The 14,394-nt window shown below is 58.3% G+C and carries 12 protein-coding genes; 11 read left to right on the top strand and 1 reads right to left on the bottom strand.

The window, feature by feature from the left end; all coding sequences use genetic code 11:
* Positions 1-32 precede the first annotated feature (32 nt).
* The 9 genes from ACVCMJ_RS13745 (at position 33) to ACVCMJ_RS13705 (ending at position 12,120) form a co-directional block, all read left to right on the top strand.
* Entirely contained in the window at positions 33-557 is a 525-nt protein-coding gene (locus tag ACVCMJ_RS13745) for a TRAP transporter small permease (protein ID WP_447081959.1), read from the top strand.
* Positions 554-1,882 carry a TRAP transporter large permease gene (locus ACVCMJ_RS13740; protein ID WP_447081958.1) on the top strand — a complete coding sequence of 443 codons (1,329 nt, stop codon included), beginning with the start codon at positions 554-556 and terminating at the stop codon, positions 1,880-1,882. Before ACVCMJ_RS13745 ends, ACVCMJ_RS13740 begins: the two co-directional genes overlap by 4 nt.
* A 49-nt stretch (positions 1,883-1,931) precedes the next feature.
* Positions 1,932-2,324: an alternative ribosome rescue aminoacyl-tRNA hydrolase ArfB gene (gene arfB / locus ACVCMJ_RS13735; protein WP_447081957.1), complete on the top strand. Its 393-nt coding sequence runs from the start codon at positions 1,932-1,934 to the stop codon at positions 2,322-2,324.
* Positions 2,325-2,580: 256 nt separating this feature from the next.
* Entirely contained in the window at positions 2,581-3,291 is a 711-nt protein-coding gene (phbB, locus tag ACVCMJ_RS13730; protein ID WP_447082738.1) for an acetoacetyl-CoA reductase, read from the top strand.
* A gap of 6 nt (positions 3,292-3,297) precedes the next feature.
* On the top strand, positions 3,298-5,043 hold the full coding sequence (locus tag ACVCMJ_RS13725; RefSeq protein ID WP_447082737.1) for a PHA/PHB synthase family protein: 1,746 nt from the start codon (positions 3,298-3,300) through the stop codon (positions 5,041-5,043).
* Positions 5,044-5,070: 27 nt separating this feature from the next.
* Positions 5,071-5,622, top strand: a complete 552-nt coding sequence (locus ACVCMJ_RS13720) for a phasin family protein (protein ID WP_447081954.1) — start codon at positions 5,071-5,073, stop codon at positions 5,620-5,622.
* A 24-nt stretch (positions 5,623-5,646) separates the two neighbouring features.
* Complete coding sequence (locus ACVCMJ_RS13715; protein ID WP_447081953.1) at positions 5,647-8,343, top strand: bifunctional acetate--CoA ligase family protein/GNAT family N-acetyltransferase; 2,697 nt, start codon at positions 5,647-5,649, stop codon at positions 8,341-8,343.
* Positions 8,249-10,948: a magnesium-translocating P-type ATPase gene (gene mgtA, locus ACVCMJ_RS13710; protein WP_447082736.1), complete on the top strand. Its 2,700-nt coding sequence runs from the start codon at positions 8,249-8,251 to the stop codon at positions 10,946-10,948. The genes ACVCMJ_RS13715 and mgtA overlap by 95 nt, the downstream gene beginning before the upstream one ends.
* Positions 10,949-11,082: 134 nt before the next feature.
* The gene (locus ACVCMJ_RS13705; RefSeq protein ID WP_447082597.1) at positions 11,083-12,120 is read left to right on the top strand and encodes a zinc-dependent alcohol dehydrogenase family protein; all 1,038 of its coding nucleotides are present in this window, start codon (positions 11,083-11,085) and stop codon (positions 12,118-12,120) included.
* A 56-nt stretch (positions 12,121-12,176) separates the two neighbouring features.
* On the opposite strand, the gene ACVCMJ_RS13700 is transcribed toward ACVCMJ_RS13705, so the two are convergent.
* Positions 12,177-12,995: a Crp/Fnr family transcriptional regulator gene (locus ACVCMJ_RS13700; RefSeq protein WP_447081952.1), complete on the bottom strand. Its 819-nt coding sequence runs from the start codon at positions 12,993-12,995 to the stop codon at positions 12,177-12,179.
* A 477-nt stretch (positions 12,996-13,472) separates the two neighbouring features.
* Here ACVCMJ_RS13700 and ACVCMJ_RS13695 point away from each other — a divergent pair, with 477 nt between their 5' ends.
* Positions 13,473-13,925: an Hsp20/alpha crystallin family protein gene (locus tag ACVCMJ_RS13695; protein WP_447081951.1), complete on the top strand. Its 453-nt coding sequence runs from the start codon at positions 13,473-13,475 to the stop codon at positions 13,923-13,925.
* A 37-nt stretch (positions 13,926-13,962) separates the two neighbouring features.
* Positions 13,963-14,385: a TraR/DksA family transcriptional regulator gene (locus ACVCMJ_RS13690; RefSeq protein WP_447081950.1), complete on the top strand. Its 423-nt coding sequence runs from the start codon at positions 13,963-13,965 to the stop codon at positions 14,383-14,385.
* The last annotated feature ends 9 nt before the right edge of the window (positions 14,386-14,394 follow it).

Below are 14,394 nucleotides of genomic sequence, written 5' to 3'. Positions count from 1 at the left end.
TTCAGATACCGCATACGCCTCAGGAGAGAACAATGACGGGAGGGATGGGTCAGGGCACGGGCCGTGCCATGGCGGTGTTGAGCCGTGTCTGTGGTTACGTGACGGGCGGTTCGATCGCCCTGTCGGCGACGCTCATCACCTACGAGGTCATCTGGCGCTATTTCCTGACCGAACCCCACACATGGTCGCTGGAAGTCAATGTCTTCCTGTTGATCGGCGCCACCTTCCTGGCGTCTTCGTTTACTCAGCTGGAACGTTCGCACGTAGGGACGGAAGTCCTGGATCTGCTCCTGCCCAAGCGCTGGATCCCTTGGCGCATTCTGTTCGGCGACATTCTCTCCTGCGCCGTCTGCCTGTTCATCGCCGTGAGCGTGTCGTTCTATACCCACCGGGCGTGGAGCGAAGACTGGACCACGGACTCCACGTGGGGGCCTGCACTGTGGATTCCCTTTGCGCTGATTGCGGCCGGCATGTGGCTCACCGTGCTGCAGTTTCTCGTCCAGATCGTTGAAGCAATCGCACGCTTGCGCAACCCCACTCCGGAGAAGTCATCATGAGCGAATACTTCTCGGGAATCCTGTTCGTCTCGGGCACTCTGGTGCTGCTGCTGTCGGGTATGTCCGTCGCGTTCGCGCTGGCGGCCATCTCCCTGCTGTTCATGATCCTGGTCATGCCGCCGGCCATGATTTCGACCCTGCCCGAAACGCTTTATGGCGGCATGGACAACTTCACCCTGCTTGCGATTCCGCTCTTCATCCTCATGGGAGAAGCCATCGGCCGCACCCGGGCTTCCGTGGATCTCTACGAATCCGCGTATCGATGGCTCAGTCGACTGCCGGGCGGGTTGGGGATCGCCAACGTCATCGGCTGCGCGATCTTTGCCGGCATGTGCGGATCGAGCACTGCCACAGCGGCCGCCATGGGATCCATGGGCATCCCTGAAATGCGCAAGCGCGGCTACTCCGGCGGACTGTCGGGCGGGCTGATAGCCGCAGGCGGCACGCTCGGCATCCTGATTCCCCCGTCGATCACATTCATCCTGTACGGCATCGTGGCCGAGCAGTCGATCGGCAAGCTCTTCATCGCCGGCGTCATCCCCGGGATACTGCTGGCCGCTTTCTTCGCTGTCTGGGTCGGCTACAAGTCCCATTACGACGAAAAGCGCAAGCGGGCGGCCGCCTCGGCGACCCCCACGCCCATCGTCTACGAATCGTTTACCTGGAAGGAGCGGATGGAGACGCTGCCGCGCCTGATTCCCTTCGCCATCATCATCTTCGTCATCATGGTGGCCCTCTACGGCGGCTTCGCGACGCCCTCAGAGGTGGCAGGCGTGGGCGCATTCATCACGTTCATCATGGTGATGGTGATCTACCGCTGCTATCACTGGAAGGACGTGGGCCCGATCCTGCTCAACACGACCAAAGAGTCATGCATGCTCATGATGATCGTGGCCATGTCGTTCCTGTATTCCAACGTGATGAGCTATCTGCACGTCACCCAGAGCGCTACCCAATGGCTGGTTGCGCTCCACATGTCGCACTGGGAGCTGCTCTTCTGGATCGACATGCTGATCCTCGTGCTGGGCTTCTTCCTGCCGCCGGTTGCCATCATCCTGTTCATCACCCCCGTGTTGATACCGACCCTGCAGGCCAACGGCTTCGACCTCATATGGTTCGGCGTGCAGATGACCATCCTGATGGAGGCGGGGCTGATTCACCCGCCCGTCGGAATGAACCTGTTCGTGATACTGGGCATCGCACCCGACATTTCCCTCAAGGAACTGCTGTGGGGCGTGACCCCGTTCATCGTGCTGATCGGGCTGTTCCTCGTGCTGATCGCCGCATTTCCGCAGATCGTGCTGTGGCTGCCAAGCTTGATGTAGGCGTGTCCGCCCGCTGCCGCGAGGGGGTCCTTTGACGCGGCACCGACACTTGATCCGGGAACAAGACGTCGAGTTCACCGCCATCCGCGCCCAAGGCGCGGGCGGCCAGAACGTCAACAAGGTTTCAAGTGCCGTCCATCTGCGCTTTGACATTCGTGCCTCCTCGCTGCCGGAACACGTCCGTGAGCGGCTGCTGGGCATGCGCGATCATCGCATCACTGACGCGGGCACGATCGTCATCAAGGCACAATCGAGCCGCAGCCAGGCGCACAACCGACTGGAGGCGCTGGCGCGCTTGCAGGAACTGATCGACCGGGCCAGTGCATCGCCTGCCCGACGGCGCCCCACACGTCCCACGCAAGGATCCAGGCGCCGTCGCCAGCAGGCAAAAACCGAGCGCAGCGCCACCAAGCAACTGCGCGCCAAGATCGCGGACTACTGACCGAACCGTCCCCGGTTACGGCATCGGACGCCAAACGGTTCCGGCTGCCCGACAGCCACGCCACCAGCCGCCCAGAGCGCGCTGCCCCTCGTGCCGTAGCCATTCGCACGGTTTTTGATATCGCGCAATATAGTTGCCGACCTCCGGAGTACGCTCGGGTGAGGATCCGTGTGTCAGACATTGCCTTTTCAGGCATGGAGGAGGTATGGCAGCGTCAACTCAGACTTTGGCCCGAGTCGCGGTGGTGACGGGCGGCATGGGGGGGCTGGGCACTGCCTTGTGCCAGCATCTGGAAAAAAGCGGCTTGCGGGTCGCCGCCACCTATTCCCCTGGCAATGACCACGCCCGGGAGTGGCTGGCCCAGCAACAGAAAAACGGATTCGAGTTCAGGGCATTCCGTCTCGATGTGACTGATTACGCCTCTTGCCAGAGCGCCACGGCGCAGATCGTAAACGAAATGGGAGCAATCGATGTGCTGGTCAACAACGCCGGCATCACGCGCGATGCGTCTATTCGCAAAATGACGCTGGATAACTGGCGTACCGTGCTTTGTACCGACCTGGACAGCATCTTCAACATGACCAAGCAGGTGGTGGATTCCATGATGGACCGCGGATGGGGACGGATCATCAATATCTCCTCCGTCAATGGACAGAAAGGCGCATTCGGACAGGCCAATTACGCCGCCGCGAAGGCGGGGATTCATGGTTTTACCAAGTCCGTCGCTCTGGAGGTGGCTAAAAAAGGGGTGACGGTCAACACCGTCTCGCCTGGCTATTTGCGTACACGGATGGTGACGAACATTCCGCAGGAAATCCTGGACACGAGAATCCTGCCTGAAATACCCATAGGGCGGCTGGGTGAACCCGACGAGGTCGCCGCGCTGGTGAGCTTCCTGGCATCAAGCGAGGCGGCCTTTATCACCGGCGCCAATATTGCAATTAACGGCGGCCAGCACATGTGTTGAAACCTCATGAAAAAAGGGCTCCGCGATCCACCGCCACCCGGCTCGTCCGACGCAATCGTCCATCAGGCATTGGCGCCGTCGACACACGGCATCGCCCTGGCGTCGATAACAGCCGCTTACCTTGACTGGGCGTGTCACGTAGCCGCCTCCCCCGACAAGCAACGCGAGATGTCGGGAAGCGCGGTGCGCAAGCTGATCGCGTGGTGCAATTATTTATACGGATCGGGGGGGGGATGCCCGCCATGCGCGCGTCCCCAGCCGGATGACAAGCGGTTCGCCGATTCCGGCTGGTCAACGATCCCGTTTAGCGGGGCCTTGCAAGCTTTTTTGTTGACGGAACAGTGGTGGGGCGAAGCCATGTCCGACGTGCCGGGCGTCTCCGACCACCACGAGGATGTGGCCAAGTTCGTGACCCGCCAATGGCTCGATATGCTGTCCCCATCGAATTTCGTCTTTTCCAATCCCGAGATCCTGCGCTACACCATTGCAACGGGCGGCAGCAACCTCATACGAGGCGTCATCAATTGGTACCAGGATGCGACCAATCTCCTGCTCGAACGCAGACCCAGGGGGACCGATGCCTTTGTACCGGGCAGGGACGTGGCCGTGACCCCCGGGAAGGTTATCTACCGGAATCGCCTGATCGAATTGATTCAGTACAAATCCGACACAGGAGAAACGTATCCTGAGCCGGTATTGATCGTGCCCGCCTGGATCATGAAGTACTACGTCCTCGATCTGTCGCCCCAAAACTCGATGGTCAGGTACCTGATCGAGCACGGCCATACCGTATTAATGATTTCCTGGAACAACCCGACGCGGGGCGACCGGGACCTGTCGTTTGGCGATTACCTGGAAATGGGGATCATGTCCGCCCTGCAGACGATCAGCAAAATGGTCCCGGATACCCCAATTCATGCGGTGGGCTATTGTCTGGGGGGCACCCTCCTGGCAATCGCCGCTGCCGCCCTGCGGCGCAGGCAGTCCAACATCCTGGCCAGCATGACCTTGTTGGCCAGCCAGTTGGACTTTGAAGAACCTGGCCAGCTCGGCCTGTTCATCGATGAGAGCCAGGTCGCCTACCTGGAGACCATCATGTCAAGCCAGGGCTATCTGGACGGTCGACAGATGGCCGGTGCCTTTGCGCTCATCAATTCCAAAGACCTGGTGTGGTCGAAGCTGGTCCACGAGTATCTGATGGGCGCGCAAACGCCGATGACGGATTTGCGGGCATGGAATGCCGATGCCACGCGAATGCCCTACAGGATGCATAGCGAATACTTGCGCAAGCTTTATCTGAACAACGAACTGGCAGAAGGCAGATTCGAGGTCGACGGCAAACCCATCGCTCTAAAAGATCTGCGGCTGCCCATTTTTGTGGTCGGTACGGAACGCGATCACGTCTCTCCGTGGACGTCCGTCTACAAGATCCACTGGCTGACGGAGTGTGAAATCACATTTGTTCTTTCATCGGGCGGCCACAACGTCGGCATCGTCAACCCTCCGCTGGGAAATGGCTACCGAAGATCTTCATATCGAATTGCGCACCGGGATCCGGGTGGCGAGTATGTTGATCCCGATGCCTGGCTGGCGGCCTCTAGAAAACAGAAAGGTTCCTGGTGGCCGGAATGGGAAGCCTGGCTGGCGAAGCGGTCTTCAAAAAAAACAGCCGCAATGCCAATTTCTGGAAATCTGGCATTGAGTCTGGCGGAGCTGGAGGATGCGCCCGGCAGCTATGTTCACGTCACATGAGAAATTTTTCTTATTGGTAGGTACATCATGAAAATCGAGACCGATGGTCCCTTTGCCGCGTATAAAGAGCGGCTGGCCGTGGCAGAGGAGGTATCCGAGGCGCTCCTTGAAGGGATGGGTGGAATTCAGCATGCCTGGTTCGAGCAATCGCGCGAAGTGCTCGATGCTCAATTGAATCTTCTGCAGGCTGCCATGGCTCTCCGGGATCCGCAACAGTTGCTTGCCGTGCAGGCTGCTGTCTTTACTCGCCCCCCCAAGGATCTGCTAGAGCTTCAACGGCGGTTCCTGGCCACAGCTACTGAGACACAGACAAAAATCAGTGCAGCCCTGGGCAAGCATATGGCCAAGTTGAAAACGGAGACCGCGCCATCGCTGGTCGCCGACACAGAGCGCGATGTGGCGGGTCCGACAGAGATGTTTTACTCAGGCTGGAACAGGATGCTTCAGAATGCAGCCCAATTCGCCAGTCTTGGCGCGAAGGCATTTCCGCCTTCGGTATCCGGCGTTCGAGATTTTTCCGCCGGCAAAAACGAAATTTCCCACGCTAAAAGGAATAGGCGTCCAACCAATCACGGATGATTTGGATTCCGAGGGGCATTCTTGATGACCATACGCAATCTGGATCATCTGTTCCATCCGGACTCGGTCGCGGTCATAGGCGCCACAGATCGCCCTCATAGCGTGGGGTCGATAGTGATGCTCAATTTGATGCGCGGCGGGTTCAGCGGGCCGATCATGCCGGTCAACCCGAAGCATGACCGCATTGCCGGCATCCCCGCTTTCCACGATCTGTCGGCGCTACCCTCCATTCCCGACCTGGCCGTCGTATGCACGCCGGCTCCTGCCGTACCCGGCTTGATGGAACAGCTCGGAGCCCTGGGTACTAAAGCGGCGATCGTACTGACGGCGGGACTCGAGGCGCACATCACCGGAGACGGAGTAAATGCACAGCGCGCCATGCTGGAAGCAGCGCAGCCTCACCTGCTCAGAATTCTAGGGCCCAATTGCATAGGGCTGATCATTCCGGGCATTCGCTTCAATGCCAGTTTCGCCGGAGCCACGGCATTATCCGGAAAGATCGCCTTTGTCTCGCAGTCAGGGGCGCTCACGACGGCGGTTCTGGACTGGGCAGCCGAGAACGATATCGGTTTCTCGAAATTCATTTCCATTGGCAATAGCGCCGATATCGATTTCGGGGACATACTTGACTATCTGGCCAGCGATCCCGACACCCGCAGCATCCTGCTGTATGTCGAGTCCATCAAGCATGCGCGCAAATTCATGTCGGCCGCACGTGCCGCCGCCCGCAACAAGCCCGTCATCGTCGTCAAGGCGGGGCGATCAGCGGCAGGGGCCTTGGCGGCGGCATCGCACACGGGGGCCATGGCCGGCTCGGATATCGTGTTTGATGCGGCGATCAGGCGCGCGGGAATGCTGCGGGTCGATACGACCCAGGACCTGTTCAGCGCGATAGAAACCTTGTCACGGGCGAAACCTCTGCGCGGCGACAAGCTGATCATTGTGACCAATGGCGGTGGCCCAGGCGTCATGGCGGCGGACGCGTTGAACCTCGCCCAAGAGGAACTGGCCGCCTTGACAGACGACATCACGCATGAACTGGAAGCAACGCTGCCTTCTGGTTGGTCTCGGGCCAACCCTATCGACATCATAGGGGACGCACCCGTTGAGCGTTATCGCAAGACACTGTCGATCGTGTTGGATGGTCACGGGTCCGATTCGGTGCTCTTCATGCATGCCCCTACGGCAATTGTGCCAAGCGAAGATATTGCCAGAGAATGCGCTCCGCTCATGGCCGCATCGTCGCGGAGTATGCTCGGCTGCTGGCTAGGCGGACAGAGTGTCGCGGCCGCCAGGCGTATCTTTAACCGAGCGGGCATACCCACATACCAGACGCCCGAGGAGGCAGTTCAGGCATTCTTGTATCTGCTGGCCTATCGGAGGAATCAGGAGTTATTGCTCGAGACGCCGCCTTCGCTGCCTGTCGGTCTGGCGGTCGATACCGCGCAGGTAAAAGCGATTGTGGAAAGAGCCCTTGCGGACGGACGCAGCCTTCTTGACGAAGCAGAAGCCAAGTCAGTGTTGTCGGCATACGATATCCCCGTCGTCGAAACTCATGTTGTGTCGACGATCGAGACAGCGGTTGCCCTGGCCGGGCAAATCGGGTTCCCCGTCGCGCTCAAGATCTTTTCTCCGGATATCACTCATAAGTCCGATGTCGGCGGCGTAGCACTCGATCTGGAATCTCCAGCCGCCGTTCGCACAGCAGCAGCCAATATGGTGAGTCAGGTGAGCAGACTTCGGCCCGATGCCCGGCTTGCGGGCTTTACCATCCAGGCCATGATCAACCGGCCGAACGCGCACGAGCTGATTCTGGGCATGGCCGAGGACGCGACGTTTGGTCCTGTCATTCTGTTCGGGCAAGGAGGCGTTGCGACCCAGGTGATCAACGATCGTTCGGTGAGCCTGCCTCCGTTGAACATCGCTCTTGCCGAGGATCTCGCGTCTCGTACCCGCATATTCAAATTGCTGCAGGGTTACCGCAATCGTCCAGCAGCCGATCTGCCAAGCCTGTATCGGGTGATGGTCAGGATTTCTCAATTGATCGTGGACATCCCGGAAGTCGCTGAACTCGATATCAACCCTCTTTTGCTCGATGAGACCGGTGCGATAGCGCTCGACGCGCGAATAAGAGTGGCGCCAGCCCCGCTTCGAGGGTCCGACCGCCTGGCCATCCGGCCCTACCCCAGGGAGCTGGAGGAGATTATCGAGATGGCAGGTCTCGGAGATGGGACGCTATTATTGCGCCCGATTCTGCCATCCGATATACGATCCTACCAGCGATTTTTGGAGAGCCTCGATACGGAGGATATTCAAAATCGTTTTTTCTGCGCAGTGCGCCAGCTCGCCCCGTCAGAACTGGCAAGAGTCACCCAGATCGACTACAGCAGGGAGATGATACTGGTGGCAGTTGGCAGAGGTGAATCGGACAGCGAGACAATTGCGGGCGAGGTGCGATTGATGTTCGACCCTGATAATCAACAGGCTGAAATAGGCATTGCAGTAAGTTCCACACTGAAATCCAAAGGTTTGGGGTCCAAGCTGCTGTCCAAGGCGATCCGCTATTGTCGTGAACGCCACACGGCCAGCATGGCAGGTACCGTTTTGACTGAAAACGTTCGCATGCTTGGGCTGGCCAAGAAATTCGGATTCTCGCTATCCGCAGCCCGCGACGGCACCGTCGACATTCGTCTGGAACTGGATCCCGACCCTCGCATCTGAGGCGGGCTGGATCCGGATATTCGATTGCACAACAATGCCCAATAACGAGATCAAGTCGAAGACGTACGGATTCGATCGTGCCGATGGTCCCTGGTGGACGTTGGCGCATGCACCGGAAGAACTCCGCGCGTCTTCGACCGGTTTGACGACCGAGGAGGCGCAGCGGCGCTTGGGTATATATGGTCCCAATCGGTTGAGCGCCGCGGCGCATAAGAATCCGATTGTCGAAATCATGGGTCGCCTGCGCAACCCGTTGGTTTTGCTGCTGTTGGTTGCGGGGGGCGTTTCCGCGGTGGTTGGGGACGCCACAAGTGCAGGCATCATTGCGCTGATGGTTGTCCTGAGCGTCGCGTTCGACTATCTCCAGGAGCATAAAGCCGAGATGGCGGCCGCCGAGTTGCGAAAGTCTGTCGCCTTGAGGGTGACCGTGCGACGCGACGGCGCTGACCGGGAGATCGGCGTCGAGAATCTCGTGCCAGGTGATGTCGTCAGCCTGTCGGCCGGCAGCCTGGTGCCCGCTGACGGGTTGGTGCTCGGTGCCACCGATCTGTTTGTTCAGCAGGCGGCATTGACGGGTGAATCTTTTCCAGCCGAGAAGCACGCCGGCGCGACACCCGATGGAGATGGCCTGGACTGCGCCGTAAACGCCGTTTTCATGGGATCCAGCGTGCTGTCCGGAATCGGGTCCGTGCTCATAGTCAGGACCGGGGTAACCACCCAGCTTGGCATGGTGGGCGGCGTCATTTCGCAAGACCGCCCCCCGACGGCGTTCGACGAGGGAATACGCCATTTTGGCTATCTGATCCTGCGCATCACCCTTTCGTTGGTATTGTTCGTCCTTCTCGCTAACGGATTGGCGAACCGGCAGTGGCTCGAGTCTTTTCTCTTTTCCCTGGCGCTGGCCGTCGGGCTGACGCCGGAACTGTTGCCCATGGTGGTGACTGTGACATTGTCACGCGGCGCATTGCGGCTTTCCGAGCACGGTGTGATCGTAAAGCGACTATCCGCCATGCAGAACCTCGGGGCCATGGATGTCCTGTGCACCGACAAGACAGGGACGCTCACGGAGGCGAAGATCAGCCTGGCGTGCCACGTCGACATTGCGGGGCGCGACAACAACCATGTATTGGAGCTGGCCTATCTCAACAGCAGTTTCGAGGCGGGAGTGCATACCCCTCTGGAAGACGCCATCCTCGCTCACGAGTCCATGGACATCAGCGAATGGCGCAAGCTCGACGAAGTGCCGTTCGATTTCGAGCGGCGACGGCTGTCCGTGCTGTTACGCCGATCCGATGAAAACCTTCTCGTCGTCAAAGGCGCTCCCGAAGACGTGTTGGCGCACTGCGATTCCTACGAGAGTACGGATGCCAAAGAAATACCATGGTCGGACCGGTCACATGTTCTGGCACGGCAAACGCTGGACAGGCTCAGTGCGAGCGGCTATCGCGTACTGGGGATCGCGTGGAAGAAAGCACCGGTCGATACTGTCAACGTGACGGTCTCGGATGAGGATGGCCTGATCTTCGCCGGCTATGCTGCGTTTCTGGATCCCCCAAAGAAGGATGCCGGCGAGGCGATCCGCAGTCTGACGGGAAAGGGAGTTGCGGTCAAAATCCTCACAGGGGACAGCGAGGTCGTGGCGCAACACGTTTGCAACGCTCTCGGGATCCCCATGACCGGTATGTTGATGGGCAGTCAGATCGCCAAACTGGACGACCATGCCCTTCTCCTGCAGGCAGAAACCGCCAATCTGTTCTGCCGAGTCAGTCCCATACAGAAGAATCGCCTGATTCAGGCTTTGCAGAAGCGAGGCCACGTAGTGGGATTCATGGCCGACGGGATCAACGACGCTCCAGCCCTGCATAGCGCCGACGTGGGTATATCGGTGGATACGGCGGTCGACGTCGCCAAGGCCTCGGCGGACCTGATCATGCTGAGACACGACCTGTCCATGCTTGAAGTTGGCGTCAATGAAGGCCGGCGGACTTTCGCCAATATCAGAAAGTACATCATGATGGGTACCAGCTCGAACTTCGGGAATATGTTCAGCATGGCCGGCGCTGCCCTGTTTCTCCCCTTTTTGCCCATGCTTCCGACCCAGGTGCTGCTCAACAACATCTTATATGATCTGTCCGAAGTGGTGATTCCGCTGGATGCGGTGGATCGCGAGGAAACCGCCACCCCGCAGCACTGGGACATGAAATTATTGCGCAATTTCATGCTGATACTCGGGCCGGTCAGCTCCTTGTTTGATTTTGCAACGTTTTATCTTTTGCTGACCGTTTTGAAAGCGGATGAAGGCCTCTTTCAGACCGGCTGGTTCATCGAATCTCTGGCCACGCAGATTCTCGTGATCTTTGTCATCCGAACCCGGGGCAATCCTTTACGGAGTCACCCGCACCCGGCGTTGTGGCTCGCTGCGATCACAGTGCTGGCGATTGCGGCGGTCATTCCATTTTCGCCACTGGCCGGGCTGTTTGGTTTTACCGCGCTGCCCTGGCGCTACTTCATCGTCCTGACTTGTCTGGTGGCCCTGTATCTCACGATGGCTCAGATCGTGAAGGTTCGTTTCTATCGATCACGCTTGGCACCAAAGCGGACATGAACGGCCGGGCATACATTCTATTTCGCGCCCAGTTGATCATTATCAATATATCCGCACGTCATTCATCTAACCTTTGGTCATTCCTTCATCATAACGCGCGCTCTTGAGGAGATGATATGACCCGCCCATCGACCATGAAGGCATTGGTCTATCTTGGACCCGAAAAGATAGCATGGAAAACGGTCCCTGCTCCAAGCATCCTGGAGCCGACTGATGCGATCATAAGGATCATAAAGACCACCATTTGCGGAACGGATCTGCATATTCTGAAAGGTGACGTGCCGGATGTCAGCGCGGGAAGAATACTGGGCCACGAAGGTGTCGGCATCGTCGAAGAGACGGGAAGTGCCGTTCGCGGTTTGAAGAAATCCGACCACGTGCTGATCTCATGCATCACGTCTTGTGGGAGGTGCGAATATTGCAAGAAGCAGATGTATGCGCATTGCGAGGATGGCGGCTGGATCCTGGGGCACCTCATCGACGGTACACAGGCGGAGTATGTGCGGATTCCGTACGCCGATAACAGCCTATACCCGATTTCGGCCGGGAATGATGAAGAGGCGCTGGTCATGCTCAGTGACATCTTCCCCACGGGCTTCGAGATAGGTGTGCTCTACGGGGCGGTAAAGCCCGGAGACGTGGTAGCCATCGTAGGCGCGGGCCCGATAGGGATGGCGGCACTATTGACCGCCGAGTTTTATTCGCCCCGTGAAATCATCATGGTGGACACAAATCGTTTCCGCCTGGATGCCGCCACAAAGTTCGGTGCCACGCATGTTGTGGACAGCGCCCAGAGTGACGCCGTCGAAGCGGTTCTCGCGCATGCCAGGGACGGTGTGGATGTCGCGATCGAGGCCGTAGGGGTGCCCCAGACCTTCGATATATGTCAACGTATCGTGCGCCCGGGGGGACATATCGCCAATATTGGTGTCCACGGACGGAGCGTCGAACTCGAGCTCCAGAAGCTCTGGATTCGGAACATCACCCTGACTACAGGTCTGGTCAACACCAACACGACGCCGATGCTGCTCAAGACAGTCGCGTCCAGGCGGCTGACGCCTGAGAACCTCATCACTCACCGCTTCAAATTTGACGAAATCTTGAAGGCCTATGAAGTGTTCGGCAACGCGGCTGCGGAGAACGCCCTGAAGGTCGTCATCAGCGGCGTCTGATATTCCGTCGCTGGATGGGAGTTTGATCCCGGCTGTCGATCGAATGGTGGGTCGCGCTACAGCGCGAACGTCGGAGACTGTAACGGTTCTTCCTCACGGCAGGATGAGGCAGAATGGGCCTGAATCAGATGAAGCAGGTCCGGCCTCAGTATCCTGATGTTTTTCCGTCGTACGGCGATTATGCCTGTGGCCGCCAGCGCCGACAAGGCTCGACTGACGGTCTCCAGCGTCAGGCCCAGGTAGCAACCGACGTCATGCCGGGTCATTGGCAACAGGATTTCTTTGGAGGAATACCCACATGCCGCGTGCCGTTCGGCGATGGTTTCCAGGAAAAGCGCGACGCGTCCCTGGGCTCTCAGCGGACTCGACAGACTGATTGCCGTTCGCTCCTCTGTCAGTTCGCGGCTTATCGACATATACACGATCTCCTCCAGTTCAGGATTTCGGCGTACCGCGGCCAGCAATTTCCTGAACGGAACAACGATCAGGTCACAATCGGTCAGTGCGATACATTCGGTCTGATAGGAGCTGTTGCATATTCCGTCCGCGCCCAAAAGATTGCCTTTCATCGGAAATGACAGGACGCGCTCATCGCCTTCGAAATTGCGCAATATGACTTTCAGATATCCAAACCAGACGACATATAGCGATTCGAACGCCTGTGCCGGACGGTATATCCGATCGCCGGTCCGGAGTCGCCGATGATGGAATTGCAAGTCTGGGGCATTGGTCCGCTGTACAGGCCGATATCCCAGCTTCAACAACTTGCAGATATCCGAAATGGATGTGAGCGGTTCGACACGCGTGGACCGACCAGGATAGTTCGTGCTCGCCGGCGAATCAGAGGGGTAATCTGTAGGCTTGAGTGCATACATGATGGGTCCTCGACCTGTTGTCTTGTCAGTACGATATCGCCTGCAGCTTATCGTATGGCGAGGCGGGCAGCCGACCGACCCTCTGTCCCCGTCATGCTCAGGCTGTATATACGTTATCACGCCCTCTGCCGGCGGAAAGACTCAATCCGTGAAGAAACTTGACTTGGAGCAACGTTTTCTGACTCCAGTTTCGCCGCCCCTCTGACTTGTAATATTTGTGTGCGTCGGGTCGATAGATGTGACATTTCAATGTCTTTGAACACTATGTCGTACATTGTCATCTTTCGCCGAGAGTCTGGCTCGATCGGGTTGCTCGTCGAGCGAAAGGGCATCGATGTTGATATTTATCAACTGCCTTTTTTTCCGCAAGACTAATATGATCACGCGCGCCGCCCATGAGATAAGTGGCGCGCTCCCCATTGAGTCCACTCAATGGGAACTGGCGAAATTCGTGGATTTTTCTGGGTGAGATCGATCATGGCCAACAATCCGATGCAGCTTGATCCCTTCAATGAAATTACCCGGTCCTGGCCGTTGCGGAGTTTCGAAGATTTTTTTAGAGATCTTCGCGCCCGGCCAATGTTCGGCAATTTCGAGACGGAGCCGCAAATCAAGATGGACGTTTCCGAGACGGAGCAAAGTTATACTGTGAAGGCGGAGATGCCGGGAGTGAAGAAGGAAGACGTCAAGGTCGCCATTGACGGCAACCAGATAACCATCTCCGGCGAAGCGCAGCTGGAAACGGAAAAAAAAGAGGGCGAATCGGTCATACGCCGCGAGCGCTATTTTGGTGTTCAATCACGCAGTTTCACCTTGGCGCATGACATCGATGATTCAAAGGCCACCGCCAAATACGATAACGGTGTGCTGGAATTGCACCTGCCCAAGAAAGCGGGCGACGGCGGCACGAAGCTGCTCCCAATCAGCTGACGGTGTGGCGTGACAGCGGGAGTCCCCTCCCCACCTCATGAAGATAGAGGAAATGATGAAACATCTTTCCATTGCCGATATTCGGGAACTGCACGGCCGGCTCGCTCAAACGAGGATTCGTCTGCTGGATGAGATCCAGGCTGCCGAGGCCGACATCCGGACGGCACATGAAGCCCGGGAAGGTGAGGGAGGGATCGGCTCCGATGTATCGGAGATCACCAGGTTCGAAGAACTCCGGCGCGCGGAGATAGCGATCGACGAAGAACAGTTGCGCTCGATCGAGGCGGCGGAAGCGAGAATGGGTGAGGGCCGGTACGGAATCTGCGTGAATTGCGGCGAACCCATCGTGCGTGAACGGCTCCTTGCGATGCCCGCCGCTGTCCGGTGTGCGGACTGTGAGAACAGGCAAGCGGCATCGTCGGCCGGGGATGGTGGCGAGCGCCTGGGAACCGGCCGATAAAGGCGGCCC

It is taken from the genome of Castellaniella sp. UC4447_H14, from assembly GCF_052978285.1.
This window is presented reverse-complemented; position numbering and strand designations above follow the sequence as displayed.